At 68.0% G+C, this 23998-nt stretch carries 26 protein-coding genes; 2 read left to right on the forward strand and 24 right to left on the reverse strand.

Annotation, left to right across the window (positions count from 1 at the left end; all coding sequences use genetic code 11):
- Positions 1-19: 19 nt before the first annotated feature.
- The 7 genes from ACFCXS_RS00785 to ACFCXS_RS00815 form a co-directional block, all read right to left on the reverse strand.
- Positions 20-898 carry an LLM class flavin-dependent oxidoreductase gene (locus ACFCXS_RS00785; RefSeq protein WP_376640571.1) on the reverse strand — a complete coding sequence of 293 codons (879 nt, stop codon included), beginning with the start codon at positions 896-898 and terminating at the stop codon, positions 20-22.
- 100 nt (positions 899-998) lie between these two features.
- A complete protein-coding gene (locus tag ACFCXS_RS00790) occupies positions 999-1643 on the reverse strand; it encodes a hypothetical protein (protein WP_376640573.1) in 645 nt (214 codons plus the stop codon).
- A 1-nt stretch (position 1644) separates the two neighbouring features.
- The gene (locus ACFCXS_RS00795; RefSeq protein ID WP_376640575.1) at positions 1645-2310 is read right to left on the reverse strand and encodes a hypothetical protein; all 666 of its coding nucleotides are present in this window, start codon (positions 2308-2310) and stop codon (positions 1645-1647) included.
- Positions 2307-3683 (reverse strand): hypothetical protein, encoded by a 1377-nt coding sequence (locus ACFCXS_RS00800; protein ID WP_376640577.1) that lies wholly within the window; start codon positions 3681-3683, stop codon positions 2307-2309. The genes ACFCXS_RS00795 and ACFCXS_RS00800 overlap by 4 nt, the downstream gene beginning before the upstream one ends.
- Positions 3680-4003, reverse strand: coding sequence for a hypothetical protein (locus ACFCXS_RS00805; protein WP_376640579.1), 324 nt, complete (start codon positions 4001-4003; stop codon positions 3680-3682). The genes ACFCXS_RS00800 and ACFCXS_RS00805 overlap by 4 nt, the downstream gene beginning before the upstream one ends.
- 124 nt (positions 4004-4127) lie before the next feature.
- Positions 4128-5156, reverse strand: a complete 1029-nt coding sequence (locus tag ACFCXS_RS00810) for a hypothetical protein (protein ID WP_376640581.1) — start codon at positions 5154-5156, stop codon at positions 4128-4130.
- Positions 5144-5803, reverse strand: a complete 660-nt coding sequence (locus ACFCXS_RS00815; protein ID WP_376640583.1) for a hypothetical protein — start codon at positions 5801-5803, stop codon at positions 5144-5146. The genes ACFCXS_RS00810 and ACFCXS_RS00815 overlap by 13 nt, the downstream gene beginning before the upstream one ends.
- Positions 5804-6117: 314 nt before the next feature.
- On the opposite strand from ACFCXS_RS00815, the gene ACFCXS_RS00820 reads away from it, so the two are divergent.
- Positions 6118-6495, forward strand: coding sequence for a DUF192 domain-containing protein (locus ACFCXS_RS00820; RefSeq protein ID WP_376640585.1), 378 nt, complete (start codon positions 6118-6120; stop codon positions 6493-6495).
- A 678-nt stretch (positions 6496-7173) separates the two neighbouring features.
- Entirely contained in the window at positions 7174-7437 is a 264-nt protein-coding gene (locus tag ACFCXS_RS00825; protein WP_376640587.1) for a hypothetical protein, read from the forward strand.
- Positions 7438-7465: 28 nt separating this feature from the next.
- On the opposite strand, the gene ACFCXS_RS00830 is transcribed toward ACFCXS_RS00825, so the two are convergent.
- From ACFCXS_RS00830 to cpaB, 17 genes are all read right to left on the reverse strand, one after another.
- On the reverse strand, positions 7466-7627 hold the full coding sequence (locus ACFCXS_RS00830) for a hypothetical protein (RefSeq protein WP_376640589.1): 162 nt from the start codon (positions 7625-7627) through the stop codon (positions 7466-7468).
- A 293-nt stretch (positions 7628-7920) separates the two neighbouring features.
- The gene (locus ACFCXS_RS00835; RefSeq protein WP_376640591.1) at positions 7921-8751 is read right to left on the reverse strand and encodes a hypothetical protein; all 831 of its coding nucleotides are present in this window, start codon (positions 8749-8751) and stop codon (positions 7921-7923) included.
- A gap of 225 nt (positions 8752-8976) precedes the next feature.
- Positions 8977-10296 (reverse strand): hypothetical protein, encoded by a 1320-nt coding sequence (locus ACFCXS_RS00840; protein WP_376640593.1) that lies wholly within the window; start codon positions 10294-10296, stop codon positions 8977-8979.
- Positions 10297-10343: 47 nt separating this feature from the next.
- Positions 10344-12920 (reverse strand): hypothetical protein, encoded by a 2577-nt coding sequence (locus ACFCXS_RS00845; protein ID WP_376640594.1) that lies wholly within the window; start codon positions 12918-12920, stop codon positions 10344-10346.
- 201 nt (positions 12921-13121) lie between these two features.
- Positions 13122-13766, reverse strand: a complete 645-nt coding sequence (locus tag ACFCXS_RS00850; protein ID WP_376640596.1) for an OmpA family protein — start codon at positions 13764-13766, stop codon at positions 13122-13124.
- An 8-nt stretch (positions 13767-13774) separates the two neighbouring features.
- Positions 13775-14353: a hypothetical protein gene (locus ACFCXS_RS00855; protein ID WP_376640598.1), complete on the reverse strand. Its 579-nt coding sequence runs from the start codon at positions 14351-14353 to the stop codon at positions 13775-13777.
- Between the two features lie 16 nt (positions 14354-14369).
- Positions 14370-14990, reverse strand: coding sequence for a pilus assembly protein TadG-related protein (locus tag ACFCXS_RS00860; protein ID WP_376640600.1), 621 nt, complete (start codon positions 14988-14990; stop codon positions 14370-14372).
- Entirely contained in the window at positions 14987-15220 is a 234-nt protein-coding gene (locus ACFCXS_RS00865; RefSeq protein WP_376640602.1) for a Flp family type IVb pilin, read from the reverse strand. Before ACFCXS_RS00865 ends, ACFCXS_RS00860 begins: the two co-directional genes overlap by 4 nt.
- 148 nt (positions 15221-15368) lie before the next feature.
- Positions 15369-16331: a response regulator gene (locus ACFCXS_RS00870; protein WP_376640604.1), complete on the reverse strand. Its 963-nt coding sequence runs from the start codon at positions 16329-16331 to the stop codon at positions 15369-15371.
- Between the two features lie 26 nt (positions 16332-16357).
- On the reverse strand, positions 16358-18049 hold the full coding sequence (locus ACFCXS_RS00875) for a sensor histidine kinase (RefSeq protein WP_376640606.1): 1692 nt from the start codon (positions 18047-18049) through the stop codon (positions 16358-16360).
- Positions 18050-18064: 15 nt separating this feature from the next.
- Complete coding sequence (locus tag ACFCXS_RS00880; protein ID WP_376641487.1) at positions 18065-18952, reverse strand: DUF5936 domain-containing protein; 888 nt, start codon at positions 18950-18952, stop codon at positions 18065-18067.
- A gap of 19 nt (positions 18953-18971) precedes the next feature.
- Positions 18972-19916: a type II secretion system F family protein gene (locus tag ACFCXS_RS00885; RefSeq protein WP_376640608.1), complete on the reverse strand. Its 945-nt coding sequence runs from the start codon at positions 19914-19916 to the stop codon at positions 18972-18974.
- Between the two features lie 9 nt (positions 19917-19925).
- Entirely contained in the window at positions 19926-21263 is a 1338-nt protein-coding gene (locus ACFCXS_RS00890) for a CpaF family protein (RefSeq protein ID WP_376640610.1), read from the reverse strand.
- Between the two features lie 25 nt (positions 21264-21288).
- Positions 21289-21648 (reverse strand): TadE/TadG family type IV pilus assembly protein, encoded by a 360-nt coding sequence (locus ACFCXS_RS00895; protein ID WP_376640612.1) that lies wholly within the window; start codon positions 21646-21648, stop codon positions 21289-21291.
- Positions 21648-21974 (reverse strand): pilus assembly protein, encoded by a 327-nt coding sequence (locus ACFCXS_RS00900; RefSeq protein WP_376641488.1) that lies wholly within the window; start codon positions 21972-21974, stop codon positions 21648-21650. The genes ACFCXS_RS00895 and ACFCXS_RS00900 overlap by 1 nt, the downstream gene beginning before the upstream one ends.
- Positions 21975-22027: 53 nt before the next feature.
- On the reverse strand, positions 22028-23260 hold the full coding sequence (locus ACFCXS_RS00905) for a CpaE family protein (RefSeq protein ID WP_376640614.1): 1233 nt from the start codon (positions 23258-23260) through the stop codon (positions 22028-22030).
- A 9-nt stretch (positions 23261-23269) separates the two neighbouring features.
- On the reverse strand, positions 23270-23977 hold the full coding sequence (gene cpaB, locus ACFCXS_RS00910; protein ID WP_376640616.1) for a Flp pilus assembly protein CpaB: 708 nt from the start codon (positions 23975-23977) through the stop codon (positions 23270-23272).
- Between the last annotated feature and the right edge of the window lie 21 nt (positions 23978-23998).

Below are 23998 nucleotides of genomic sequence, written 5' to 3' on the forward strand. Positions count from 1 at the left end.
ACCGAACCACTACCGGAGGTCAGGGGACGAGGGGACGCACTTCCTCGGCCGTGAACCGCACGAACCCCTCCGGGTCGGGCTCGTCCGCGGTCGGCTGCAGTACGACGCTGTCGGCGCCGGCGTCGACCAGCCGCCCGACGGCCTCGGCGACGGCCCGGGCATCCCCGGCGACCCCGAGGTCCGGAATGTCCGCAAGCCCTTCGGCGTCGAGCTCCGCGCGCAGGCGGGCGTGGGCGTCGGGCCCGGTGGCGGTGAGCAGATAGACGATGAAGGGGTGGGGTCCGGCCGCACGCCCGGCCGCAGCGCGCCCCTCCTCGACGAGCTTCCGTGCTCGGCGGACGCCGTCGGCGTCGGTGGTGGCGGTGAGGAGGGTGCCGTCGGCGGCCTCACCGCTGAGCCGCAGCGACCGCGGCCCGGTGGCCCCGGCGAGCACCCCGCTCCGCGGGCCGTCCGGCGGCCAGTCGAGGGCGACGTCGTCGAGCGTGACGTACCGCCCGTCGACGGTGACGCGCTCGCCGCTCAACAGGGCCCGGAGGGCCAGGAGATGCTCCCGCAGCAGGGTGAGAGGAGACTCGACCCGGGCGCCGACCTGCCCCATCCAATCCTGCACGCCGTGCCCCACGCCGAGGATCGCCCGCCCCGGGAACATCCGGTGGAGGGAGGCGGCTTCCATGGCGGTGACGGCGACGTTCCGCAGGGGCACGGGCAGGAGCCCTACCCCGACCCGCACCCGCTCGGTCCACGCAAGCGCGGCCGCGGCAGTGGAGATCCCACCTTCTCTGAAGCAGTCTTCCCAGAGCCACAGCTCCTCGAGCCCGGCCCCCTCAGCAACGTCACAAACGGCCCGCAGCCGTTCGGGGGCCAACTGGGGGCGGAAGACTGCGCCTAGGGGGGTCATGGAGGATTCCTACCCAGGATCGGGCACGCCGGGCAACAGCTTTCATGAGCTGTTGAGTAGCGTCCGCGAAGCAATCTCAGTTGGTCCTGGGGAACGAGTGTCAGCTAGGCACACGCACTCCAGCACGACGGGCGAGCTCCAGTGCTTCGGGAGAAGCGACCCACTCGTCGGTGGAGGCATGTGAATCAGCAAGCTGGTAGAGCAGGAACAGGCGCTTGGGCCCGGGGACCGCGATGACTCCGGCGAACCGTGGATCACCGGCGAACCAGATCTCCGCTACCTGAGCGGTCTGCTCGCTTCCATAACCCCGCCCGAGACGACGGCGCCACCAGGCAGATCGTGCATGGCCGTGCAGGATGACGTGGACGACATCATCAGACTGATCGGGGTTGGGAAACGCCAGCCAGACGTCGCCGAGCTTCGCTCCCGGGATCTGCCCGATCCCGCTCGCCGGCGTCTTGTGCGACCGCCAGGGATACACCTTCAGGAGGCGGCGCGTCTGCGCAGCCGCAACAAGGTACTGACGCTGCAGAAATGATCGATAAAGGGCGTACACAGCCACCGGGAGCATGACCCACATCGACCACCGTCCCGCGAGAATCATGAGGACGAAGGCGCCGACACAAACCGCGGGCCATAGAACCTGGCCCGCAACGGCTGAGGTGAACAACTTCTTCCACGCACTTTGCGTGGCTGAATGTTCCCAAGCCTCAGCTGAACTTGTGGGGTGATGCACGGTGTCCATTTCATGCCTCGCCATGATCCATCGGCAACGGGTTCTCAAAGGTGACCATGCGGGCCGTTTCCCGGAGTAGGTTCCGATAGTGGCCCGAACGGTGAATGGCAGTCGTCGACAGCGTCAGGATGGCCAGTTTGCGGGCACCCGGGAATGGCACATAGGCGACAACCTGGAGCAATTCCTGCCGCGTACGCCCGACCTGAGGGCTACTACAGATTTCGACGAGCGACGAAGGACCGCACGGCAGCTCGAGGATCTCCACATGACTGGCGTCTGTCATGGCCGCTGCAGCACGAGCAGCCATCACCCCACGTGGCGCCCAGGCCGTCTCTTGCCATCCGATGGTGAGCAGCGACAGCAGGAGACCTCCGTCTCCCTCGTCGTCACGATGCGCCCCCACCGCACAATGGATGACACCGCTGTACACCAGCATCTGAGTCAAACGCGGGACTGGTGCCAACAACTCCGAAAACCGTTGGGTGTTCTCGGGACCCGTCAGCATCGTGGCAAGGGCCTCAAGCGAGTGCTCCTGACGCTCAGTGCCGGCCGGCCCTTCGTCCACAGCAGCGAAGCCTGTGAGTGGGACCGGCATGAAGCCCGCAGGCAGCGCGAACCAAATGTCCGCGCCCGGCATCCTGGCAGACGGATCGATGACGAAGGTGTCCGAGCTCATGAAGCGGCAGCCACTCCCCTGAACAGGTACTTGAGCACGCCGGCTGTCGCGGCCCCGTCGATCACGCCGGTCCTGACTCCGTCCAGCGTGCCCGTCACGGCCTTGGCCCCGTCAGAGTCCAGACTGTCGTAGAGACTGCCCGCGATCCCGTACGTGGCTGTGGCGGCTCCCAACCATGTCGCCCCAGCCTCAACCTTCGGCAACACCTGGTCGGTACTCGCGCCGAAAACGCGTGATCGCTCCAACACGCTCGGCGCCTCGGAGATGGCTACGGCCTCCTCGCGGATCGAAGCACCGACAGCGGCGGCCTTCTGCCCGAGGGTCAGGGCCTCATCCGCGGTACGAGCTGCGGCGCTCAACGCCTCTGGCGCCTTCATCAAGCCCTTGGTCACAGCCCCAAGCCCGGGCACAATACCCAGCGCGTCCCCGGCGACCGAGATCGCATTGCTCCAGAAGTCCAAGTCGAGTTCGCCGTTTTTGATGCCGTCGCTCAGGGAAGCCCACACTTCGTCGTCCTGCAACCGCAGCGTGAGGGCGGTCCCGCTCAACAGCCCAGCGCCCAGCAGAAGGAGCGGCACCGCGAGCGGGCCGGTGGCGAACAACGCGATCACCCCCAGGATCGCCGCAATACCACTGAGGATGTCCGGCAGATTGTCGCCAAGCCAGTCGGTGAACTTGTCCCACGCACCAGGTTCGTGCGGAGCCAGCTTCGTCGTGGCGTCACCGATCTTGCCGGCGCGGTACCGGGCCTTTTGTTCGTGCTCCTCGGCAAGTTTCTTCGCCTGGCCGATGATCTTGTCAAGGTCGGCCTGAGCTTCCTCGACCGCGGTATTCGCGTGAGTGAGCGCCTTCTGGGCGTCATCGTGGCGGGCGCCCTTCTTGTCCAGGTCGGGGGCCTTCTCCGCCTTGCTCGCACGACCCTTCGCCGCGTCCAGAACCGCTTGGGCGTCTTCCGCGTCCTTCTCCAGGCGTCGGGCCCGCCGCTGGAAATCCTCGAGTTCTCCCTCCCAGCGATCCAACTGCCTGGAGGCCTTACGGATCGAGTGCGCGGCGTTCTTGAGGCTCAGAGGCAGCGTCCCGCCGTCCAGCTCCTCCCGAAAGGCGACAGCGGCATCGCCCTTCCAGTGACTGCCGTCCATCAGCTTGGTGACCAGGTCGTGGCTTTCCTCCAGGACCTTGGCGCAGCTCACAAGTTTCTTGCGCAGCTCACGGACGATGTCCGGGCTGCCCGGCGTGGGGTTGAAGCCAAGGTGGGGGTAGTCGGGGTTCGCGACGCGGCGGCCCGACTGGAGTCCTTGCGGCTTGTCTAGGTCCGTGGAGTACCGCGGTTCGGCAGTGGTGCCCGGACCGCCCGAACCAGAGGGGTAAGTCATGTGGAGCCGCCCGATCCAGTCTTGCCGTTCCGGGCCTTCTTCAGCGCCTCTTCGAGCGCCTTGTCCACCTCGTTGTAGCTGTCCTTGCTCTGCCCAATGATCTTGGCCAGGTCCTCGGCCTGCTCGCCGATCTGCTCGGTGCCGTACTTCCAGTCCTCCTGGAAGCTCTCGCACGCAGCATCCAGGTCATCCGTGCCCAGTCCGGTCACCGAAGCGTCGCTCAGCGCCTTGTGCAGTCCCTTCAAGGAGCTGCCTGACTTCTTCAACAACCTCATGAAGTGCGCGAGTTCATCGTCGTCGACGGCCAGCCGCTCCGCCATGCAGCCGCTCCCTCTCCACGCTCCTTGCCGCTTCTTCGAGTAAGTGACTCTATCCGTTCCGCTTACATGCGGACGGGGGCCACCCACACGGGTGGCCGCTCGCGGGTCGGAGCCGTGACTCGGCTCAGCGGTTCACGGCCTGGATCTCCTGCACGACGACGTCCTGGGTGGCGCCGAAAGAGCCCTCCGGGAGGCGGCCGCCTGTGCCGCCGGTGCCGGTCCAGGTGATGTTCCAGGTGACGGTGGCCTGGAGCGGGTACGTGCCGTCGCCCGAGGAGCGGAGGTATCTCACGCCGCAGGGTGGGGTGCGGTCGGCCTTGCCCGGGGCGTACGGCTCACCGATGCGGCCGTTGCTGATCGCACAGACGCCGGAGGCGGGGTAGGTGACGGCGTCCTTCGTGCCCGGCTCGATGCGGAGCGACTCGGGGGTCGCCGTCGCCGTCGCGCTGATGCCGATCACGGGTACGGACGCGGTGACGGAGACCGGCTTGAAGTCGGCGGCGTCCAGCCAGGCCCAGGTAGGGAGGTTGACCTTGGTCTGTGCGGCGGGGGCCAGGGTCACCTTGGTGCTGGGGACGCGGATTTCGGCGTAGGCGAGTTCGGAGAGGACCTTGGGAGTGACCGCGTTTTCGATGTTCGCGGGCGGAGGGTCACCCTGGTCCACCCAGAAGATGGGCTTCTCGCAGGAGTCCCAGCCCGGCGGGAAGTCCTTGTTGACGAAGGAGTCCCAGAAGTAGCCCTTGCCGGTCTTGTCCTTGTTGAAGTCCTTGTAGGGGTGGCCGTTGACGTAGCGGTCGCGCTGCTCGGCGTCCCACTCGTAGCCCGTCGAGCCGGCCTCCCAGGTCGGCTCGAGGTACTTCTTCAGCTGATCCGGGGTGTACTTCGGGGCGTACCAGCAAGGAGGCGGGGACCAGGACGTGGTCGACGTGAGCGCACCGGCGGAGTTGCCGCTGCCGTTCTTCGAACGGTCGAAGACGACGCCGCCTACGGTGACGGAGACGGTGCCGTCCTTATCTGCGTCGGCGCTCTGCTGATTATCTCCGTTGTTCCCGTACTTGCCACGCCCGGCGAAAGCCGACTGGGCAGCGAATACGGAGCAGCACACCAATGTCAGGACTGTTACGACTCTCGCCGAGTTTCTTACGGCTGGCACGCCTTGTTCCCCCTGTTCGAGCCGATGTTGGCCGTCTGCCAAACTCCATCGGCGTTCCTGGTGAGGCTCGTGTTGTACAGCACGTAGGAGTCCGAGTCCGCCGGCGACCTGTCGACCTTCTTGGTCTTCCGGTTCTTGATGAAGGACTTGCTCTCGTCGGAGCAGTAGGTGACGTAGGCCTTCTTCTCACCGGTGAGGGTCACCTTGTAGTTGAAGTAGCGCGTCTCCCCGACCCATGTGTCACTGCCGTCGATATACCGCTGGACGTACGAGACCGACGACTCCAGCGCCTTGCCGACGTTGTAGAAGCCGAGGGCCTTGGTGTCCGTGCTGCCCTTGAGGATCGCCTCGTCCACGGAGTTGACGCTCAGGGTGCTGTCCTTGAGGACCGCGTCCTTGGCGGCGTCGCCGGTCTTCTCGTACTGGAAGACGTTCTTGGCGTCGGACGGGAAGGCGATCGCGGGGCGACCGCCAGGTGCTGCTTCGCTCTGGCTGGGGGAGGCGGATGCCTTATCCCCGGTGTCCGCTCCCGCGATCTTGTCGTTGTCCTTGCCCTTGGAGCTGTCATCGCTTCCGCACGCGGACAGCGTCAGGGCCGCTGCGGCGGTCAGCGTGAGCGCTGCGAGGAGGGTGGGGCGGCGGGTCACGGTCGGCTCCCGGGAGGTGGCGAAGGCTTCTCTTGAGCGAACCAAAGCTATACAGCGGGGTGCGGCCACACCAGGGTGAAGGTTGTGAACTCCCGGGGCGTATGGGGAGGAATTGGTGATTCGTCGTCACTTTCGCGCCGTAACGGTTGCATAACGCCCCCAGGGAGGCGTCAAACAGCGTTGCCGCTCACTGCGTTTCAGTCAGGAATCAGCAAAGAGCATGGGCCCCTGGGCCCATGTGAGGCGTGGTCGATACGGATACGTTCGGGGTGGCGAGCTGCCGGCAGGTGGTGGCACGGTCGGAGGGGGTCCGGATGGGGCGGCGTTGGCGGGACGGGCGTGGGGAGCTGGTCGTGCACGGGGGTGACGAGGAGCCGTTCCTCAGGGTGCCGCTGGAGATCGCCGGCTCCTACCGGGCCCGGACGAAGGGGCTGTTGGGGCGGGACTCCATCGACGGGGCGATACTGCTCTCCCCCGCCAACAGCGTGCACACCTTTCGTATGCGCATGCCCATCGATGTCGCCTATCTCGATCGGCGTCTTCGCGTCATCGCCGTGCGGACCATGCGGCCTGGGCTGCTGGGGATGCCTCGGTTGCGGGCCCGGCATGTGGTGGAGGCGGAGGCCGGGGTAATGCGTGAGTGGGGAGTGCGAGAAGGAACGCGGGTGGAGGTAGTCGTACGGGCGGAGTGAGGTGAGCGGCCTCGCTCAAGGGCCTCGGATGGCTGAGCTCCCGCTCGGCACGCGCGCAGCACGTGCCGAGCCTGCTCGTGGGGGCAATCGTCCCCAGAGCTTGAGACCGGCGGTATGTCACGTCGGGCCAAGGCGGTGGCAGCTCGCGCATGGCGGCGGGCAGTAGGTAGGTGTCCACAAGTCGAGTTCGGCTTCACCGACAGATGCCCCGAAGCAGCCCTGGTCGCCGACCACACGGTCGGCGCAGTAGCCGGGGTCGGGGTCATGGGCCAGCGAGTAGGGCACTCAGCGGCCGCATTGAATAGAGTCGCTTTTATGAGTACCGACTTGTATGGATGGCTGGAATGCAGGCCCAAGCCCGGGCGCTACGGTACTGAACACGTGCTGTGGGAGCCCTTCTCCGAACTCCGGCACCTTCATTGGGCCCGTGATTACATGTCATGGTCAGCACTCTTCGACGTCAGAAGCGTAGAGCCCGTCAGAGCTCTCTTCCCTGAGCGCGGAGCCCCTGTAGATATTTCCGACACGGTACGAACGGATGCGGACGCTTTCGAGGGCCACAGTCATTCGTGGTTCTCGTGGCGTGAACTGTCGGCTGTCGACTGGAATGCCCCTTGCACCGACGGCCCGTCTCGGCACTTGGTCCGCCGCTGGTCCCTTGCCCACGAAGGATCCCTCGTGCCCGACGCATTGGCCGCACTCCCGGATGAGCTGTACGACTCGGCCGCGGCCCAGTTCGGAGAAGGCAACATCGCTCCCTCCCGGTGGCCCGCCGACGGAGAGCTCCTGCTCGGCAATGAGGTGTACCGACCTGTCGTCCCCGCCTATAGCGACCTGGTACCGACCGACGGCCCATGGCAACCCGTGTGGAATGTGATGGGCACGCTGTCCGAACTCCATGGTGAGGACAACGTCCGCCTCGTCGTCTGGTTCGGCGGCTGAACGGAAACCTGGGGGCACCAGTCGTTCATCACGCGGTGACCGCTTCCGAGCCGTCACCCTCCTTCTCGTTCTTCGCCCCGGCCTGCTGTCCTTCCGGGCCCCGGTACGCCAACGGTTGTCGTCCAACTCGGCTGCACTTCGCCTCCAGCGCCCGCTGCATGTCACCCAGGCGCTCGACCGTGAAGCTCATGAGCTGGGCAGGAGAGACCTTCTGCCCCTGAACGGGCCGGACAACCTCCGGTCGAATTCACCTTTTTCTACTCGGAGAGTTTGTTGAACTTCCCGACGAATTGAGGCTGACGCGTTTCGGGTTCACCGTGTTCTTCACTTCGACCACGTGCACCCTGCCGTCCCGACCCTTGTACAGGACGTCGGCGTCCGGCACGTTCGACACATCCACGGTTTCTCCGGGCGTGACCTCGACCTAAACAGTGAGCGGTTCTGCTCCAAGGGCGCGCCGCACTCCTTTTCGTTCTCGTTGGCTCACCATGGAACCTGCCTTGGACGCCGGCACCACCACCAGCGCTCGGCCTTCTCCTCGTTCCCGGGCTCGGTGCATGCACGGAAGATGTCGTCCAATCGCGTCACAGAGGATCGCAGGCCGCCGGCGTGTACGTCGTCGACCTCTCGCACGAGACGCGCCAAAGTGTCCCGGGCTTCCAGATCACGCCGGAAGAGGTCTTCCCGGTACCGGCCAGAAGGGCTCCAGTCGGACTCCAGCCGGCGCACCAGCCTCTCCCACACGCGCAGGCTGTAGTGGACACGCCCTTCGACGCTCGCCGCCGTGCCCGTCGGATACGTGGCCAGGAAGGCATCGGAGAGGGGCGTCCCGATGGGCTCGTACTCGAGAGCTTCGGGGAGCCACTCCACCTTCGCGCGAGGGAGATCGGCGACCTTCTCCTCCACCGCGTCGACCCGGTATCTCGTGTCCTCGTCGGAGTCGATCGCCTCCAGCCGGCATCTCACGACGCGTCCATCCGGCACCGCGACCCAGTATGCGGAGTCCAGGTCGATGTCCATCGAGGGGTAGAGGACCGAGGTCGTCGTACGGATCGCGAGGCCATGCGCCAAGTCCGCCTCACCGAGAGCTCCGGCCGTCTCGTCCTCGACGTGGATATCGAGCTCCAGCGCCAGGTCACCGGGCGGCAGCACGCGGTACGTGCACAGAACAGGTGAGTCCCAGCGACGCGCCTCCTGATCCCCGTCCGTGTCGGCGACGTCGACCGCTTCGCGCGTCACGGCCAGCAACTGAGCCAGCGCCTCGCGGAGCCGCGACGGCTCCGTTTCCGCGACGGTGAAAAGATTCGCGATCACGTCTTCAGGCGTTGCCCTGCGCCGCCTCGGACCGCAGGCGCGTCGCTTCAGCCACGGCGACGTTCCGGTCGACGTAGCGCATGACGAGGTGGCCCATGGCCCATGACCCATGAGGGGAAATGGTCCTCTTGCCAGAGCCAGGAGAGAATCCGTCTTCGGGTCCTCCATCACTCACCGACCTCCGTCAGCTTCATCCTGGTGGAGTTGCTCTTCGGGCTGAAGACGTCATCGCACCCACTCCAGCGCGGTATTCCTCGTCGTGACCGGCAGGCTCGGGTCGAAGGCCAGTCGCGCCAGCGCTTCCGTGCTGCCCGTTACGTCATCCGTGCGGTGGAGGAACCAGACGGCCTCCTCTACCGCGCTGCCGCACCGGGCGCACCGCTCGGCGAGTTCCGCAGCCCAGAGAACTGTTGCCGCCGGAACAGCCGGTTCCTTGTCGCCTGCCGCTCCTCCGCCGTGCGGGAGGTCAGCGAGCCAGCGGAAGACGGCCGCGGCGACCCGGTCGGCGAACCTCGTGCACCAGACGTTGGCGAAGGCCTCGGCGTCCATTCCTTGAAATTCGAACCCCAACGACCGGCACTCGCGCCACGCCTCGTCCATTCGCTCGCGAGTGACCAGCCGTGGGTACGGCATCAGGGCGCGCACCACCTCAGCGATGGCACGACAGTCCGCTGAAGCGCCACTGCACATCAGCGCGTCATCCGGCGCCCGTTCGACAGCCAGACACGCCTCCAGTGTTGAACGCGCCCGGGCGAGGCTGTGGGAATCCGGTGGGGTCGCGCCCCAGCTGAAATCGGTAGGCCAGGAATACGGAAGGCCCTGGAGCCCTTCGGGCAGCAACGGCTCCTCGTCGCGGGTGATTTCCCGGGCCCGAACCTGGTACGCCGGTCGGCGCAGTCCGAGAAGCCGGGACCGCACGTACGGTCGGAAGTCCCGTACTGCGTCGTCGCGTACGAGTTCCATCAGGGCCTGTTCGCCGCGCGGACGACCGAGCGAGACGAGTATGCGCACGGCCGCCTCGACCGCCACTCCGACCCGCACGAAAGCGGCTGCGAGCAGCGCGGCGTCTTCGGCCTCACCATCGTTCAGCAATCCGGCGGTGGTTGCACGCTGGATGAAAGCAAAGGCGTCGTACGCCAGTGCCTGCCGCACCGAGGCGGCCCACTCCGCCGCCACCCTGTCGACCCACTGTGCAGTCGGTGGTTGAGGCACCGTAGGGATGCCCATGTCAGCCCAGGTGCCGACCACTTGCGCCACCCGTGCTCGAGTGACCTGGGACGTGGTCGGCATGATTCGGGTCAACCAGGCGTCTGCCTCGTCCAGGGTGTGGTCATCGCGGGCGTCGTAGAAGTCGCGTAGCTCCTCGTCCCAGTCGTGCACATTCTGTCGTCCGTCGGGCAGGCATGCGCGCAGCACGTGCCGAGCCTGCTCACGTCTCTCCTCCGTGGGCGCGAGTGCCTCCAGAGCCTGCGACCTGCGGTATGTCAGATCGTGCCATGGCTCTGGCAGCTTGCGCATGGCAGTGGGCAGCAGGTAGGTGTCCACAAGTCGCTCTCCGTTCGTGACCCTGGCAGCTTTCCGAGGCGCTGGCATCATGAGACGCCCAGGTAATCCATCGCTTCCTTCGGATTCTTCATCCTGGACCAATCCATCGTCCCAGCCTGCTTTCGGGCCTGGATCTCTGCCTCCATCCGCTTGAGCTGGCTCGGGGAGATGTCCGTACCTGCGATCCGTACGGGTACCCCGTTTTTCGCCATTGTTCCGGCCGGTGTCCCCTCGGGCTTGTACTTGACGCCGTCCCGCTTGCCGCTCTTGTAACCACTGAAGATATTCGTCCATTTATCAGTGGTCTCGATCTCGACACGTGTAGCCCTGCCTGCGCTGCCCTTCCCTTGCCAGGTAGACAGATCCTCGACCTGCCGTTCGAAGTCGGCCTTGATAGTGGCATTACCTGTGTTCTTGACCTCCACGGCGTGAACCTTGCCGTCCTTACCCCGATAGAGCACGTCTGCGTCGTTGATCTCAGAAAGGTTCACCGTTTCCCCGTTGCCGAGGTCGACGTTCTCCTTGCCGAAATCCTTGCCGACAGCGGTGTGCACGGTCGTGCCAGGTGCTGCCTCGTCGTTGGCGACCCGCTGGACGGCGTTCAGCTCAGCACGTGCCTGGCTGAGCTCGTCGGTGTTCTTGGCGTTCGTGACCTTGCTGGTCAGCGACGAACGTGCCTCCTTGGAGATGCTCGTCGTCCTGGCCAGCTTGGATATCTCGTCCAGCGCCCGGGCCGCATCCTCCGTGCCGATCTCCTTCTTTTCCGCATCCGGGTTGTCCTTTGCACGCTGAACGAACTCGTCGATCTTTCGCGGCGCGTGCTGGACGCCCCCCTCGTCGAGTGCCTTCCTGGCGGCCTCATGGCGATCCGCCAACTCGGCCCCGTCTGCGGCCTTGTCCGCCTCGTCCGCTTGCTCGCGGGCCTCCCTCGCCTGCTCCTTGGCGTCCTCGTCGCAGCCGCCCTCCGCGAGGATGACGTACGGGGAGTCGGACGGGCCGGCGGCGAGGATCGTGGTGCCTGTGCCGGAGGAGCCGGTGAGGCCGGTGGTGATTCCTGGCGGGTTTCCGCCGTAGGGGATTTTGCGGGCCGGCGCAGCGATGGTGCAGCCCGACTCCCGGGCCCGCTTCTCGGCCGCGTCCGCCGCCTCGTCTGCGTCCTTCGCCGCCTTCCGAGCGCCCTCGGCATCACCCGCCTTGGCCGCCTTGCGCGCCTTCTCCGCCGCGTCGGCCGCCTTGTCGAGGGCTTCCCCGACCTCGGCCAGCTTCTTGAACTTGGTGAACTTCGTGATGGTCTTCGGGCTGAAGATGCCGACGACGTTGACGACGGTGTTGCCGATGGAGGCGCCGTAGTTGCCCTTCTCCCAGTTCTCCTTGTCGACGAACGTGTCGATCGCCAGGTCAGACACGAAGTCCTCGGGCGAGTTGACCCAGCCCCATACGGAGGAGAGGTACTCCCCCTTGTCCCACTTCTCGCCCAGCTCGTCGGACTTGTCGCCCCACCAGTCGGTGGTGTAGCCCTTCAGGCCGTTCCAGGTGTCCTTGACCGAGCCGACCGGGTCGGTGACGACGTCCATGGTGTCGGCCAGGAAGCTCTTGGTCGGGGCCACGAAGAAGCCCCGGACATGGTCCATGAACGTCCTGTCGTGACGTTCCTGGTCATGCACGTCGTCCCAGAGGGACTTGTCCTCGAAGGGGCCGGGAGCGAGGGGAATCGTGTCGTTCGGCTCCGCGCCGTCGTAGGTGATGAGCTGGGCCGACGCGGGGATGCCGCTGCTGCCCGTGTCACCGACGCCCGTGCCTGTGCTCGTACCGTCGCCGGCTTCGGTGCCGCCGTCGGCTTCCGTGCCTTCCTGGCCGCCCGCGCCGCCCCGGGTTCCGGAGTCGCCCTGGGTGCCCGCATCGCCGTTCGTGCCCGTGCCGCCGTCTGCGCCCGCACCGCCGTCCGCGTGAGCGCCGCCGTCCGGGTCCGCGCCGTTGCCGCCGTCGGCGCCGGCGTCCGCATCGCCCTGGTGGGCGGCGTCGTTGTCCCCCGTCGCGCCCGTCTCCGTACCGTCGCCCTGTGGAGCGGGGCAGGCCGTGCCCGTCACCGAGCAGATGGCCGACTGGATGCCGTCGGCGATGCGCCCGCCGAGGCCGCCCACCGACAGCGCGACGATGATCGCCGCCACCACCGCGATGAGCCCCGCGTACTCCACCGCGGTCTGGCCCTCGTCCCGGCGCCAGCGGATCATTCTTTCCAGGCTGAACGGCCGCCGCTCCTCCCTGTCCTCAGGAGCGCTCTCGAACCACTCACGCGACCGGGCACGGCGCAACAGCACGATGACCGCCACCGGCAACGCCGCCTGCGTGATGCCGCGCAGATCGCCGTGCATCAGGGTGCCGAACGACAGCCACACGATCCACGCCTGTACGGCGATCAGTGCGCGGCTCGTCCATACCCCGCCCCGCCACTCGCGCCGGGCCAGGTAGACCCCGGCCACGCTGGGCAGCGAGTCGTACACCAGGATCCCGAAGATCTCCCCGGAGTAGTACGTCACCACCGACAGCACGGTGACCACGTAGACCGCCGTCAGCGCGAACTGCACCCACAGCAGTACCTGCGCCCAGCCCAGTTCCCTCGGCAACGGCGAACGCCGGACCCAGGACGGGCTGTTCTGTGCGCCCCCCGTTCCGTACGGGGGTATCCGGTCACCGGCAGGGGACATGCGCGACCTCAGCTCAGCTCGATAAACGGCCGTTCAGGACGGATACCGAGCCGAGGCTAAGGAACGTCGATCACTCGCACATGGGTCCGTGGCCCCAACCCTGGGCCCATTTGCGGTGACTCAGCTCTCTGTGCGCGGAAAGGAGACCTCGACGCGGCGGTTCTTCTTGCGGCCGGTCTCCGAGGAGTTGTCGGCGATGGGGTACTGCTCGCCGTAGCCGCGGACCTCGTACGTGACGTCGGAGGCGGTGAGTTCCTGGTCGAGGACGTTCTGTACGGCGTCCGCGCGCTTCTTGGAGAGGACGTCGCCGTGTGCGGAGGAGCCGAGGTTGTCCGTGAAACCGAAGACACGGACCTTGGTCGCGTTCTGCTTCTTGATCTCCTCGGCGATCGCGGAAATTCGAGCTTTCGCCTCGCCGCTGAGTTTCGCGCTGTCCTTGCCGAAGAGGACCTCGGCCTGGAGGGCGAATTTGACGTCGGCGTTGGTGTCTTCGCGGCGTTCGTCGCCGCTTTGGTCTTCTACGACCTGTTTGATGTCGAGGACTTTGGGTTCGGCGAGGGTGGCGCCTTCGGGGAGCTTCAGGTCCGGGTCGTTGGGGTCGACCTCGACGGGAGCGGAGGCGGAGGCCTCGGAACCTGGGGGCACGCCGGGAGTTTCGTCGGCATGGGCCGAGACGGCGCCGTAGAGGTTCGTGGCGACCATGAGGCCGGCGGCGGTGAGGACCAGGGCGAGGCGTGGAGTCGCCGATCGAGTACGGGTCTTCATGGCCGGCCTCACCCGGAGATCTTGATGGTGCCGCTGGAGAACGTCGGGACCTGGAGTGTGACGTCAGTTGCGCCCGCGGGCGGTGCAGGGAACTGGATGAAGACGGGGATGGTCTGTCCGGACTCGATCGTTGTGAGTCCCGTAGTCGTCAGTGGCCGCCCGTCGGTATCGCGCAGCACGTAATAGCGCTTCTTACCCTTCGAGTCCACGAGGGTCGCGCCGCCGAGTGATGTGCCGTGCTTGACAATCTCCGTCTCATCACCGCGAAGTGCCGACGGGATCACCAGTGAACCGGATCCGTCATTCTTGAACTGGCCGTTCACGGTAAGAAATCCACCCGTGTCACTCTGCGCCGACGTGATTTGAAGGAGTAGGCCGTCCTTGCCCTTGAGTTCGGCCAGTGGGGCCTCCGCCTTCCCCTCCTGAGCGCTCGGGGCGGAGCCGCGGTCCTTGGAAGCGGAGGCCGAGGTGTCCGGCTTCTTGTCGTCGCCACCACCACCGCAGCCGACCGCGGCCATGGCAAGACCGGCAGCGACGGTCAACGCGACCATCCTCGTGCGGGCCCTCTCAGTGAACCCCATGCTCATCTCTCCGCTTCCTTCATCACTCGTCGTTCGCTTCTGAGTCGGCCAAGTGGACGTCGAAAAGATCCTCGGGTTCCGGAAGGTCAGTGAGATCGTCCGGTTTCAAATCCCAGTTCTTACCGCCGCAGGTGAGGCGAGGGAGCTCATCGTCTCCTGCGTTTTCGGCAAGGGGATTGAACTCGCAGCGGAACTCGATGACGGCCTTGGCACTGGCCGTCGACCTCCTCTGCGCCGTGACGGGGACTATCGATTCCCCCATGGGCTTTCGCGTCTGCACGATGACGTCGTAGCCCATGGGCACTCCAGTGCTCGAACACCCCTGGACGTCAGCGTCGTTGTGGCCGGCCAGCTGAGACGCGCGTAAGCACGGGTCACCCACCAGCTGTACGTCGCCATTGAAGATGTCCGGCCACTTGTCGGGGTCGAGAACGGCTTCGACCCACTTGCCTGCAAGCTGCTCCCGAGCGTCCTGAGCCGCCGCAAGCGCCGCGGCGTCGGCAGCCGTCTGGGCGCCACCCCGGTTCACGGTGGCCTGGCCGACCGCGAAGTAGGCGAGCGCAAGGAAGAGCAGGCCCCCCACCACCGTGATGTAGATGGGGAAGGCCTGCCCTGCGTCGCCGTAGCTGCGAGGTCGTGTCAATTCCCGACCCGGTTGATCAGGTTCGTGATCCTGTCGAGGATTGTGCTGCCAATGCTGGTGCCCGTAATAGCCAGCACGATCGCCACCACCACCGCGATGATGCCCAGGTACTCGACCGCCGTCTGTCCCTTGTCGGCGGAGCGGCGCTGCATCGCCTCGACCGTCGTGTTCTTCCAGCCGTTCACACGGACCTTGGTCGCGACGGCGGTCTTCAGCATCAGGTCGCTCATGGTGTTCCCCTCCAGGTTCGGCTGTGTCGCTCTCGACACGAGGAACGTACGGCGGAACGCACTGTCCGCAAGAGGGCCCCTGGGCCCAACTCCGGGCCCAATCGACCGGGCCCAAGCCTCCATTGTTCCCCCAACGCGTCACCTGAGGTCACCCCAGTCCCTGACGCGTGTCCGGCGCTGTGCCGATCCACTTCGCTGCGGCCTCGGAGCGGCTGGTGCTGTGCAGCTTGGCGAAGATGCGGTTGATGTGGTTCTTGACGGTCTTCTCGCTGATGAAGCACGTGGCGGCGATCTGCTGGTTGTTCATGCCGGACGCGATGAGGTCCATGATCTCCGCCTCCCTCGTGCTCAGTTGGAACCGCGACCTGTCGGGAGCGGCCGGACGGCCACTCGTCCACTCAGACGAAGACTGTCCCACATGCGGTTGCATTTGCGAAAGGTTTTCTGGAGAAACGAGTGGGGGCGGGGCGGAGGGTGGGGTTAATTGCGCTGACAGGAAGGGTTCTTGAGGTCGACTATACGATTTTGCGGAAGTGGAAATTCCGTATGCAGTCGCACTCGATGAGCGGCCCAGACCTTCCGGCAGCGGCGGGGCCGGGTTCTGGTCCTGGCGGAGTTGGGCCAGCAGGGCGCCCGCTGCCGTGGGGGTGAAGTGGGCCCGGCCCTCCCTGATGTCCCGTACCGCCTCGACCAGCTGGTCGGCCGTGAACTCGCCGTGGACCAGGTAGCCGCCCGCACCCCTCCGCAGGGCCTCCTGGACGATTTCCGACTCCCTGCTGTAGGTCAGCATCACCACCGGCGCGATCTGTACCAGGTAGGGCAGGGCCGAGATGCCGTCCACGCCGGGCATGCGGACGTCCAGGAGGACGACGTCGGGGCGATGCTGCTGGGCGGCGTCGTAGGCCTGGCGGCCGTCGGTGGCCTCCGCCACGACCTCGATGTCCGCGCGGCCGGAGAGCAGGGCGGTGAGGCCGGCCCGGACGACCGGGTTGTCGTCCGCCACGACGACCCGCAGGCGACGCACCGGCTGCACCGGTTGCGGGAGGTCGGCGAACGGGTGGTGCGGTGGCGGCTGCGGGGCGCCGGTGGGGTGGGGCGTCTGGTCCGGCATCAGGGGCCTCCTCTCGGGTCGTGGGGTCATGCGGTCGGGGTGGTCAAGGCGGCCAGGGGGAGTTCCAGGCGGACCTCCGTGCCCTGGGAGTGGCCGCCGCGGCCTATGCGGATGCGGGCGCCGACCGAGGCGGCTCGTTCGACCATGCCGACCAGGCCGAAGTGGCCCGCTCGGCGGAGTTGTTCGAGGGTGGTGCCGGGCGGGAGGCCGCGGCCGTCGTCGTAGACGCTGATGCGGAGCAGGTCGCCGTGGACGCCCGCGCTGACGTCGACGCGGGTGGGGCGGGCGTGCCGGTGGGCGTTCTCCATGGCTTCCGAGGCGATGGTGAGGAGCTGGCGGGCCACCGCCGGGGGGACGGGCGGCACGGCGTGGGCGCCGGTGGGGCGGTAGACCGCCGGGAGACCGGAGCGGGTGCTGAAGTCGCGTGTACGGGCGGCCAGTTCGACCAGGACGTCCGTGGCCTGGGACGGGTCCGATTCACGGCGCAGGTCGGCCAGGAGTTCCCTGGACTCCGCGGCGGCCCGGCGGGCGGAACGGGCGACCAGGGCTGCCTGCTGTCTCACCAGGGCCGGGTCCATGCGGTCGGCGTTCGCCGAGGTGGTCAGGCCGTCGGCGGCCAGGGCGACGCCGTGCAGGGTTTTCGCGACCGAGTCGTGCATCTCGCGGGCCAGACGGGCCCGTTCGGCGCTGACCGCTTCGGTCACGGCGAGACGGGCCTGGACGGTGGTGAGGGCCTGGGTCGCCGCGCCGAAGCGGAGCATGAGGTTGCGGAGGCTGGAGCCGATGGCGCCGGCGATGACGCAGAGGCCGGGCAGGAGGGCAGACTCGGTGATGCCGGGGGCCGGGTCCTCCTGCGCCGCGTGGATGAGGAGCAGGAGCAGGGCCTGGAGCGAGGCGAAGACCGCCGCGCCACGCCAGCCGTAGACCAGGCCGGCCAGGAGCGGGGTGCAGACACTGACGTAGGCGAGGGTGCTGTCGGGTCCGGCGGCGATGAGGAGCAGGGCGCCGAAGAGGGTGTCCACGGCGAGGAGGGAGGGGTGGCGCAGCAGGAGTGGGCCGAAGCGTTCCCAGTCCCGGAAGAGGACGTAGGAGGTCATGAAGGTGACGACCACGGCCGCGCCGACCAGGCGGGTGGGCAGGCCGTCGTTCGCGTTGACGAGGGCGGTGGGGGTGGCCAGGGCGATCATGGCCAGGCGGAAGCCGAAGACCTGGCGGCACATGGCCTGCAGGGCGTTGACCTGGATGTCGATCGCGGGACCGGCGGGGTGGGTGGTGTCCTCGCCGTCGGCCGGGAGCCGGTTCCCAACCGCACCGGCCGGGCGGCCGTCGTCGCCGGGCGCGGGTGGCCCCTGCGGGAACGCGGCGGCCGATCGGCCGGGCACCGGGGGTTCCGCCTCACCGTTCGCGTTTGCCTCCGGTGCGCCGCCCGCAGGCGTCGGCACCGGAGCCGGCGCAGGGGCATCCGCCGCGGCCCCTCCCGGTATCCCGGCCTTCCGCCGCCCGCCCCCCTTGATCCGCAGCGTCGGCTCACCGCCCACCGCCGCCTCCCACCCCGGTGGCAGGGCGGGCGTCACCGATGTCACCGGTACGTCCGCGGCACCCGTGCGGACGTGCGCCGGCAGCACGGTTCCCGCCGGGGGCGTCGTGATCTCCGGTGTCCGATCGCCCCGGCGGCGGCGACGGCCCAGCAGCCCCGTCCGCTCCCCTGTCATCGACATGCCGTCGCCCCTCCCCTACTTCCCCGTCACCGAGCCGAAGTCCGTGCCCGAGCCGAGGATCAGGCCGGCGCCGAGCAGGAGCATGGTGGCCGGGACCATGAAGGTCGTGATCATCATCGTGGCCTTGGGGACGGCCCGGGCCGCCTTGCGGCGGGCGTTCTGCGCGTCCGTACGCCGCATGTCCTTGGCGAGGGACACCAGCGTGTCGACGATCGGCGCGCCCAGTTCCTCCCCCTGCTGCAGCGCCGTCACGAACATGGCCACCTGCTCGGAGTCGTTGCGGCGGCGCAGTTCCGCGAACGCCTGGCGGCGGCTCATGCCGAGGTCCATCTGACGCAGGGTGATGCGCAGTTCGTCGGCCCAGGGGCCCTCGTAGCGGGAGGCGACCCGGTCCAGCGCCTGACGGAAGCCGAGGCCCGCGCTCACCACGACCGCGAGGACGTCCAGGAAGTCCGGCAGGGTCCGTTCGATGACGTCCTTGCGGATGCGGATCGCCGACCAGATGCCGACCTCCGTCCAGAACGCCCCGAAGGCCAGCAGGAGCAGGGCGACCAGCAGCTGGCCGCGCATGAGGAAGACCAGGAAGCCGACGGTCCCCAGGAAGCCGTAGACCGCACGGCGTGCCGCGTAGCGGTCGATGGTCAGGCCGCCGGGGTTGCCCGCGAGGTCGATCTTGCGGCGGTATTTCGCCACCTGCTTGGGGCCCATCAGGCGCAGCACGGCGGGTGCGTAGCGCATGCCCAGGCGGTCGATGAGGGAGTCGACCGCGCCGGTGCGGGTGGAGCCGACCTCCAGGGCGAGGGCGAGGTCGCCGGGCAGTTTGGCCTCCGCGCGGTACATGCGGAGGCCGGCGAAGACGCCCCACACACTGAGGCCCATCAGGAGGGCGAGCAGCAGTCCCATCATGGTTGCCTCCGTGCTCTCAGACGTCGATGCGGGACAGGCGGCGGATGAGGACGAATCCCACGGCGTAGAGCGAGAAGGCGATGATGACCGCCGCCTGGCCGAAGGCGGAGCCGGTCATGCGGTCCAGGGCGCCGTCCTTCACCCCGTTCATCAGGAACAGGGAGCCGACGCCCAGGACCGGGACGGCGTACGACGTCATGTTGACCTGGGAGAGCTGGGTGCGGACCTCGCGCCGGGTCTCCTTGCGCTCCTCCAGCGTCTCCGTCAGGTTGCGCAGCGCGCTGACCACCTGTCCGCCGGCCCGGTTGGACAGGACCAGTGTGGTGACGAGGACGACCAGTTCACGGGACGGGAGGCGGTCGGCCAGTTCGCCCAGTGCGTCGTCCATCGAGGCACCGACCGCCAACTGGTTGGACACCTTGCCGAGTTCCTCGCCCGCGGGGGCCTCCATCTCCTCCGCGGCCATGCCGATCGCCGTACGGAGGGCGAGGCCCGCCTGGGTGGCGTTGGCGAGGATCCGGGCCATCTCGGGGAGCTGGTTGATGAACTTCTCGATGCGTTTCTGGCGTTGCCAGTTGAGAAACTGGATCGCCACGCCGATGCCGAGCAGGCCGGCCAGCGGGCCGAAGAACGGTGCGAGGGCCGCCTGGCCGATCAGCCACAGGCCCGCGACCGTGGCGAGCATGTAGACGAAGAACTCGCCGGGGGTGATGTCCAGGCCTGTCGCCGCGAGGCGGAGCTCCAGTTTCCTGCCGAGCCTGGTGCGTCGCAGGCGGCGGTCGATCCCGCGGAAGTTGCGGCGCCGGCCGCCGGCCGGGATCTGGCCCGTGGCGGACAGGCGGTCGACCAGGGCCTGCCGCTGTGCCTTGCCCATGGCGTAGGAGTGCAGGCCGACGACCACGAGGGCGCAGGTCAGCAGAGTGACGCCGGTCGTGAGCGTGATGAGCGATCGCAGTTCCATCGGTCGGTCCTACCTGGCTTCTCGGGTGGCTAGCTGGTCCGCCGACCGGGCGATGCCGAACGCCTGCGGGAGGGGCTGGCTCGCCATGTAGAGGCGGTCGGCGGTGCGGCGTGGGAGGGGGTGGTACTCGAAGGCCCCGTGGATACGGCCGTCGGAGGTCATGGGCTGCGCGTTGAAACGGGCGACCGTGACCAGGCGGTACGGGTCACTGCCGTGGCTGTCCATCAGCGCGATCTCGGTGATGCGGCGGGCGCCGTCCGCGAACCGGGTCAGCTGGACGATGACGTCGACCGCGCTGTTGATCTGGTCGTGCAGCGCCACGAAGGGGATCTCCACGTCCGACATGGAGGCAAGGGTCTGCAGGCGCATCAGCGCGTCCTCGGCGCTGTTGGCGTGGACGGTGGCCAGCGAGCCGTCGTGGCCGGTGGACATCGCCTGAAGCATGTCCAGGGACTCGCCGCCGCGGACCTCACCGACCACGATCCGGTCGGGGCGCATACGAAGGGAGTTGCGGACGAGGTCGCGGATCGTCACCTGCCCCTTGCCCTCGACGTTGGGCGGGCGGGACTCCAGTCGGATCACGTGCGGCTGCTGGAGCTGGAGTTCGGCGGAGTCCTCGATGGTGATGATGCGTTCGCCCTCGGGGATGAGGCCCGACAGGGCGTTCAGCAGGGTCGTCTTGCCGGTGCCGGTCGCACCCGAGACGATGATGTTGAACTTCGCCTGCACCAGCCCCGCCAGCAGGTACAGCATGGGCTCGTCGAGCGAGCCGAGGCCGATCAGCTCATGGAGCGTGAAGGAGCGCGGGAAGCGGCGGATGGTGAGGGTGGCGCCCGTCAGGGACAGCGGCGGGATGATGACGTTGACGCGTTCGCCGGAGGGCAGGCGGGCGTCGACCATCGGGTTCGACTCGTCCACGCGCCGGTTGACCGTCGAGACGATGCGCTCGATGGTCTGCATGAGCTGGTCGTTGGAGGCAAAGCGCAGGGGCAGTTGCTCGACCCGGCCGCCGCGCTCCACGAAGATCGCGTCCGGGCCGTTCACCATGATCTCGGTGATGGACGCGTCCTCCAGGAGCGGTTCCAGGATGCCGAGGCCCAGTGCCTCGTCGACCACCCTGCGGATCAGCTGCGAGCGCTCCACCGTCGACAGGACCGGGCCCTCGCGGCTGATGATGTGGCCCAGCACCCGCTCCAGCCGGGCCCTGCGCTCGGCGGCGGCCAGCGAACTCATCTCCGCGAGGTCGATCTCCTCCAGGAGCTTGGCCCGGTAGGAGGCGACCATGTGGCCGTCCTCGCCCCGGTTGCCGTTCTCCTCGGGGGTGTTGATGCGTGCTCGCAGGCTCATGAGTGCGGTGCTCCTTGCTCGTCGCTCAGTGGTCGCGCGGCATCGTGGCGGTCTTGACGGCCGGGTCGAACTCCCAGCCCGGCACGAGGGACGGGATCTGCACGGTGGCCGTGACCGTGACCTCGTCCGCACCGTAGGAAGCCGGACATCCGGTGACCGTCAGCAAACTACTCACCGCCGCCCGGCAGTCCGCCTCGTACGGCCCCTCCAGTGACGCGCTGCGCGCCCCCGTCCTGGCCGCCGTGCCCGCCTGTTGGGCCGTGTAGGCGATGAGGCCGAGCTGCACGGCCCCCAGGGCGACGATCAGCAGGATCGGCAGGAAGCCGATGTACTCGATGGCGACCTGCCCGCGGTCTCGTCCTTTGCGGACCCCGGTACCGGTCATCAGGGTTTCGCCTCCTCGACCGCCCCGGCGTGGCCTTCGACCGTGAACCCGAAGGACAGCGTGCCGGGGAAGAGGACCGGGACCTCCAGGGCCACGTCGGCCGTCACATAGCCCGAGCCGCCGCAGGTCACCTCGGCCCCGGAACGCCACGCGTCCGACAGCTTGTCCTTGCCCGCCTGCTCGCACACGGCCTGCCGCACGCCCCGCTCCGCAGCCGTCCCCTGCCGTACGGCCTCGTCCGCGGCGTTGCCCGCGAGGATATAGGTGTAGCCGATGAGGACGGCCTGCCACAGCGCGATCAGCGTCACGATGATCGTCGGCGTCATCCCGAGGAACTCGATCGTCACCTGGCCCTTGTCCCGCTCCCGTAAAGGCACCTTCACCCCTCCTTCCTCCGCCGGAATCCCACCGTCCCCCGGCCCCCCTTCTGGGCACCGTCCGGGGCCTTGACCAGCCCGAGCTCCCCCGCCAGTCCCCACAGGGCCTGCTTGACGGAGCTCTTGTTCTCCAGTTCGTGGATGCGGCCCGCGTCCACGACGCTCTGCAGTTCCTTGAAGTTGGCGGGGACCACGGTGGCCGCGACAGCCGTGCCGGTGATCTTCTGGATCAGGGGCGGCTGGATCTCCGTACCGCGCGAGTGCCGGTTGACGACGACGGTCGTCTCCTCGGCCTTGCGGATCTGCAGCCGGTCCCACATCCGCACGGCCCGTTTCGCGCCCCGTACGGCGACCACGTCCGGCGTGGTGACGAGCAGGGCCCGGTCGGCCATCTCCACGGCCGCCGCGCCGGCGCCGCCGAGCTGGGCGCCGCAGTCGATGACGACGACCTCGTAGCGGGAGCGCAGGGCGCTGACGATCTGCCGGGCGGCGCGGTCGGTGACGTCCTCGCCGCGTTCCCCCTCGGCGGGGGCGAGCAGCAGGGCGACGCCGGTGTCGTGGCGGAAGACCGCGTCGGCGAGGACGCGCGGGGAGATGTCGGTGATGGCGGCGAGGTCGACGACGGAGCGGCGGAACTGGACGTCCAGGTAGGAGGCGATGTCGCCGGTCTGGAGGTCCATGTCGACCAGGGCGGTGCTGCGGCCGGAGGCCTGTGCGGCGAGCGCGAGCTGGATCGCGGTGAGGGTGGCTCCGGCGCCGCCCTTCGCGCCGCTGACGGTGACGACGGTGCCGCCGACGCCGGTGAAGACGTCGCCGCCGGCGCCCAGGTGCCGCCGTACGCCGGTGGACCACTGGGCGACGGCCTGGACGCGGCTGGCGAGTTCCTCGTAGCCGAGGGGCAGGGCGACCAGGCCGCGGGCGCCGTAGTCCATGGCGGCCTGGAAGAGGCCGGGGCTCGCGTCGGAGGTGACGAGGATGACGCCGACGGCCGGGAAGCGCAGGGCCACTTCGCGGATCAGTTCCAGCGCGGGGACCGGGCCGATCCGCTCGTGGACGATCACGACCTCCGGCAGCTCGTCGACCGACTCGGCGGCCAGCCGGGCCAGGGTGTCGATGAGCTGGGTGGAGTCGACCACGGGGGCGACGGGCTCGGCGTCCGGGAGCTGGCTGAGCAGTGTCGTGATCGACCGGACCGCGTCCGTGTCACCGACGGCCGGGAGGATCCTCGTGGGCATGGCGGCCTCTCACTTGTCCTTCGCGAGTTCGTACGTCCGGTCCTTCTCGGGGACGGTGGTGTCGCTGCCGGGCGCGACCAGGGCGAGCCGGACCCGCTTGGCGAACGACTCGGCGTAGGTGATGCGCTGGGCGTCGAGGGCGGACAGTGCGAAGGTGATCGGCACGGCGTCGGTGGGCTGCTGGGTTCGGTTGTTCTCGTCGGGCCTGAGCGCGGTGAGTTCGCCGACGTCGAGGACCTTGGCCGCGGTGACGATGATCTTCGACTGGTCGGGGTCGCCCTCGCGTGCGCCCTCGAAGGTGGCGTAGACGTTGACCGAGGCACCGGGCGTGATCTTGCCGGCCACGCCGGTCGCCGCGTCGATCATGATGGCGACCTCCTGCTGGCCGGGCTGGAGGGCCGGCCGGCGGACGATCATGTCGGACTGGAGCAGGGAGCCCGCCCGCAGCGTGGTGACGGCGATCTTGCCCTGTATCTCCCGCAGGTCGGTGACCGCGTTGTCGGACAGCCACCGTTCGGGCATCTTGATCTTCTCGAACTGGCCCGTGCTGAGGGTGGTGTAGGGCGGCACCTCGGACTTGAGCCGGTAGGCGGTCACCTCGGGGCCGACCTTCGACTCCACGTCGCTGATGACGGAGAGCACGCCGGCGAAGGCGCCGAGGGCGCAGAGGACCGACAGGAGCAGGAGAATCACGCCGCGGCGCTGACGGGAGTTCATGAGCCGTACAACCTCGTTGGG

Source organism: Streptomyces sp. NPDC056373, from assembly GCF_042262425.1.
Classification (GTDB): domain Bacteria; phylum Actinomycetota; class Actinomycetes; order Streptomycetales; family Streptomycetaceae; genus Streptomyces.

Excerpts from the sequence above, each read along its gene's own strand:
- ACFCXS_RS00905 (WP_376640614.1), bottom strand. The coding sequence starts at position 23,260 with ATGCCCACGAGGATCCTCCCGGCCGTCGGTGACACGGACGCGGTCCGG.
- ACFCXS_RS00895 (WP_376640612.1), bottom strand. The coding sequence starts at position 21,648 with ATGACCGGTACCGGGGTCCGCAAAGGACGAGACCGCGGGCAGGTCGCC.
- ACFCXS_RS00805 (WP_376640579.1), bottom strand. The coding sequence starts at position 4,003 with ATGGCGGAGCGGCTGGCCGTCGACGACGATGAACTCGCGCACTTCATG.
- ACFCXS_RS00890 (WP_376640610.1), bottom strand. The coding sequence starts at position 21,263 with ATGAGCCTGCGAGCACGCATCAACACCCCCGAGGAGAACGGCAACCGG.
- ACFCXS_RS00900 (WP_376641488.1), bottom strand. The coding sequence starts at position 21,974 with ATGACGCCGACGATCATCGTGACGCTGATCGCGCTGTGGCAGGCCGTC.
- ACFCXS_RS00795 (WP_376640575.1), bottom strand. The coding sequence starts at position 2,310 with ATGAGCTCGGACACCTTCGTCATCGATCCGTCTGCCAGGATGCCGGGC.
- ACFCXS_RS00785 (WP_376640571.1), bottom strand. The coding sequence starts at position 898 with ATGACCCCCCTAGGCGCAGTCTTCCGCCCCCAGTTGGCCCCCGAACGG.
- ACFCXS_RS00885 (WP_376640608.1), bottom strand. The coding sequence starts at position 19,916 with ATGGAACTGCGATCGCTCATCACGCTCACGACCGGCGTCACTCTGCTG.
- ACFCXS_RS00880 (WP_376641487.1), bottom strand. The coding sequence starts at position 18,952 with ATGGGACTGCTGCTCGCCCTCCTGATGGGCCTCAGTGTGTGGGGCGTC.
- ACFCXS_RS00865 (WP_376640602.1), bottom strand. The coding sequence starts at position 15,220 with ATGAGCGACCTGATGCTGAAGACCGCCGTCGCGACCAAGGTCCGTGTG.
- ACFCXS_RS00790 (WP_376640573.1), bottom strand. The coding sequence starts at position 1,643 with ATGGACACCGTGCATCACCCCACAAGTTCAGCTGAGGCTTGGGAACAT.
- ACFCXS_RS00820 (WP_376640585.1), top strand. The coding sequence starts at position 6,118 with ATGGGGCGGCGTTGGCGGGACGGGCGTGGGGAGCTGGTCGTGCACGGG.
- ACFCXS_RS00830 (WP_376640589.1), bottom strand. The coding sequence starts at position 7,627 with ATGAGCTTCACGGTCGAGCGCCTGGGTGACATGCAGCGGGCGCTGGAG.
- ACFCXS_RS00870 (WP_376640604.1), bottom strand. The coding sequence starts at position 16,331 with ATGCCGGACCAGACGCCCCACCCCACCGGCGCCCCGCAGCCGCCACCG.
- ACFCXS_RS00875 (WP_376640606.1), bottom strand. The coding sequence starts at position 18,049 with ATGTCGATGACAGGGGAGCGGACGGGGCTGCTGGGCCGTCGCCGCCGC.
- ACFCXS_RS00855 (WP_376640598.1), bottom strand. The coding sequence starts at position 14,353 with ATGAGCATGGGGTTCACTGAGAGGGCCCGCACGAGGATGGTCGCGTTG.
- cpaB (WP_376640616.1), bottom strand. The coding sequence starts at position 23,977 with ATGAACTCCCGTCAGCGCCGCGGCGTGATTCTCCTGCTCCTGTCGGTC.
- ACFCXS_RS00800 (WP_376640577.1), bottom strand. The coding sequence starts at position 3,683 with ATGACTTACCCCTCTGGTTCGGGCGGTCCGGGCACCACTGCCGAACCG.
- ACFCXS_RS00850 (WP_376640596.1), bottom strand. The coding sequence starts at position 13,766 with ATGAAGACCCGTACTCGATCGGCGACTCCACGCCTCGCCCTGGTCCTC.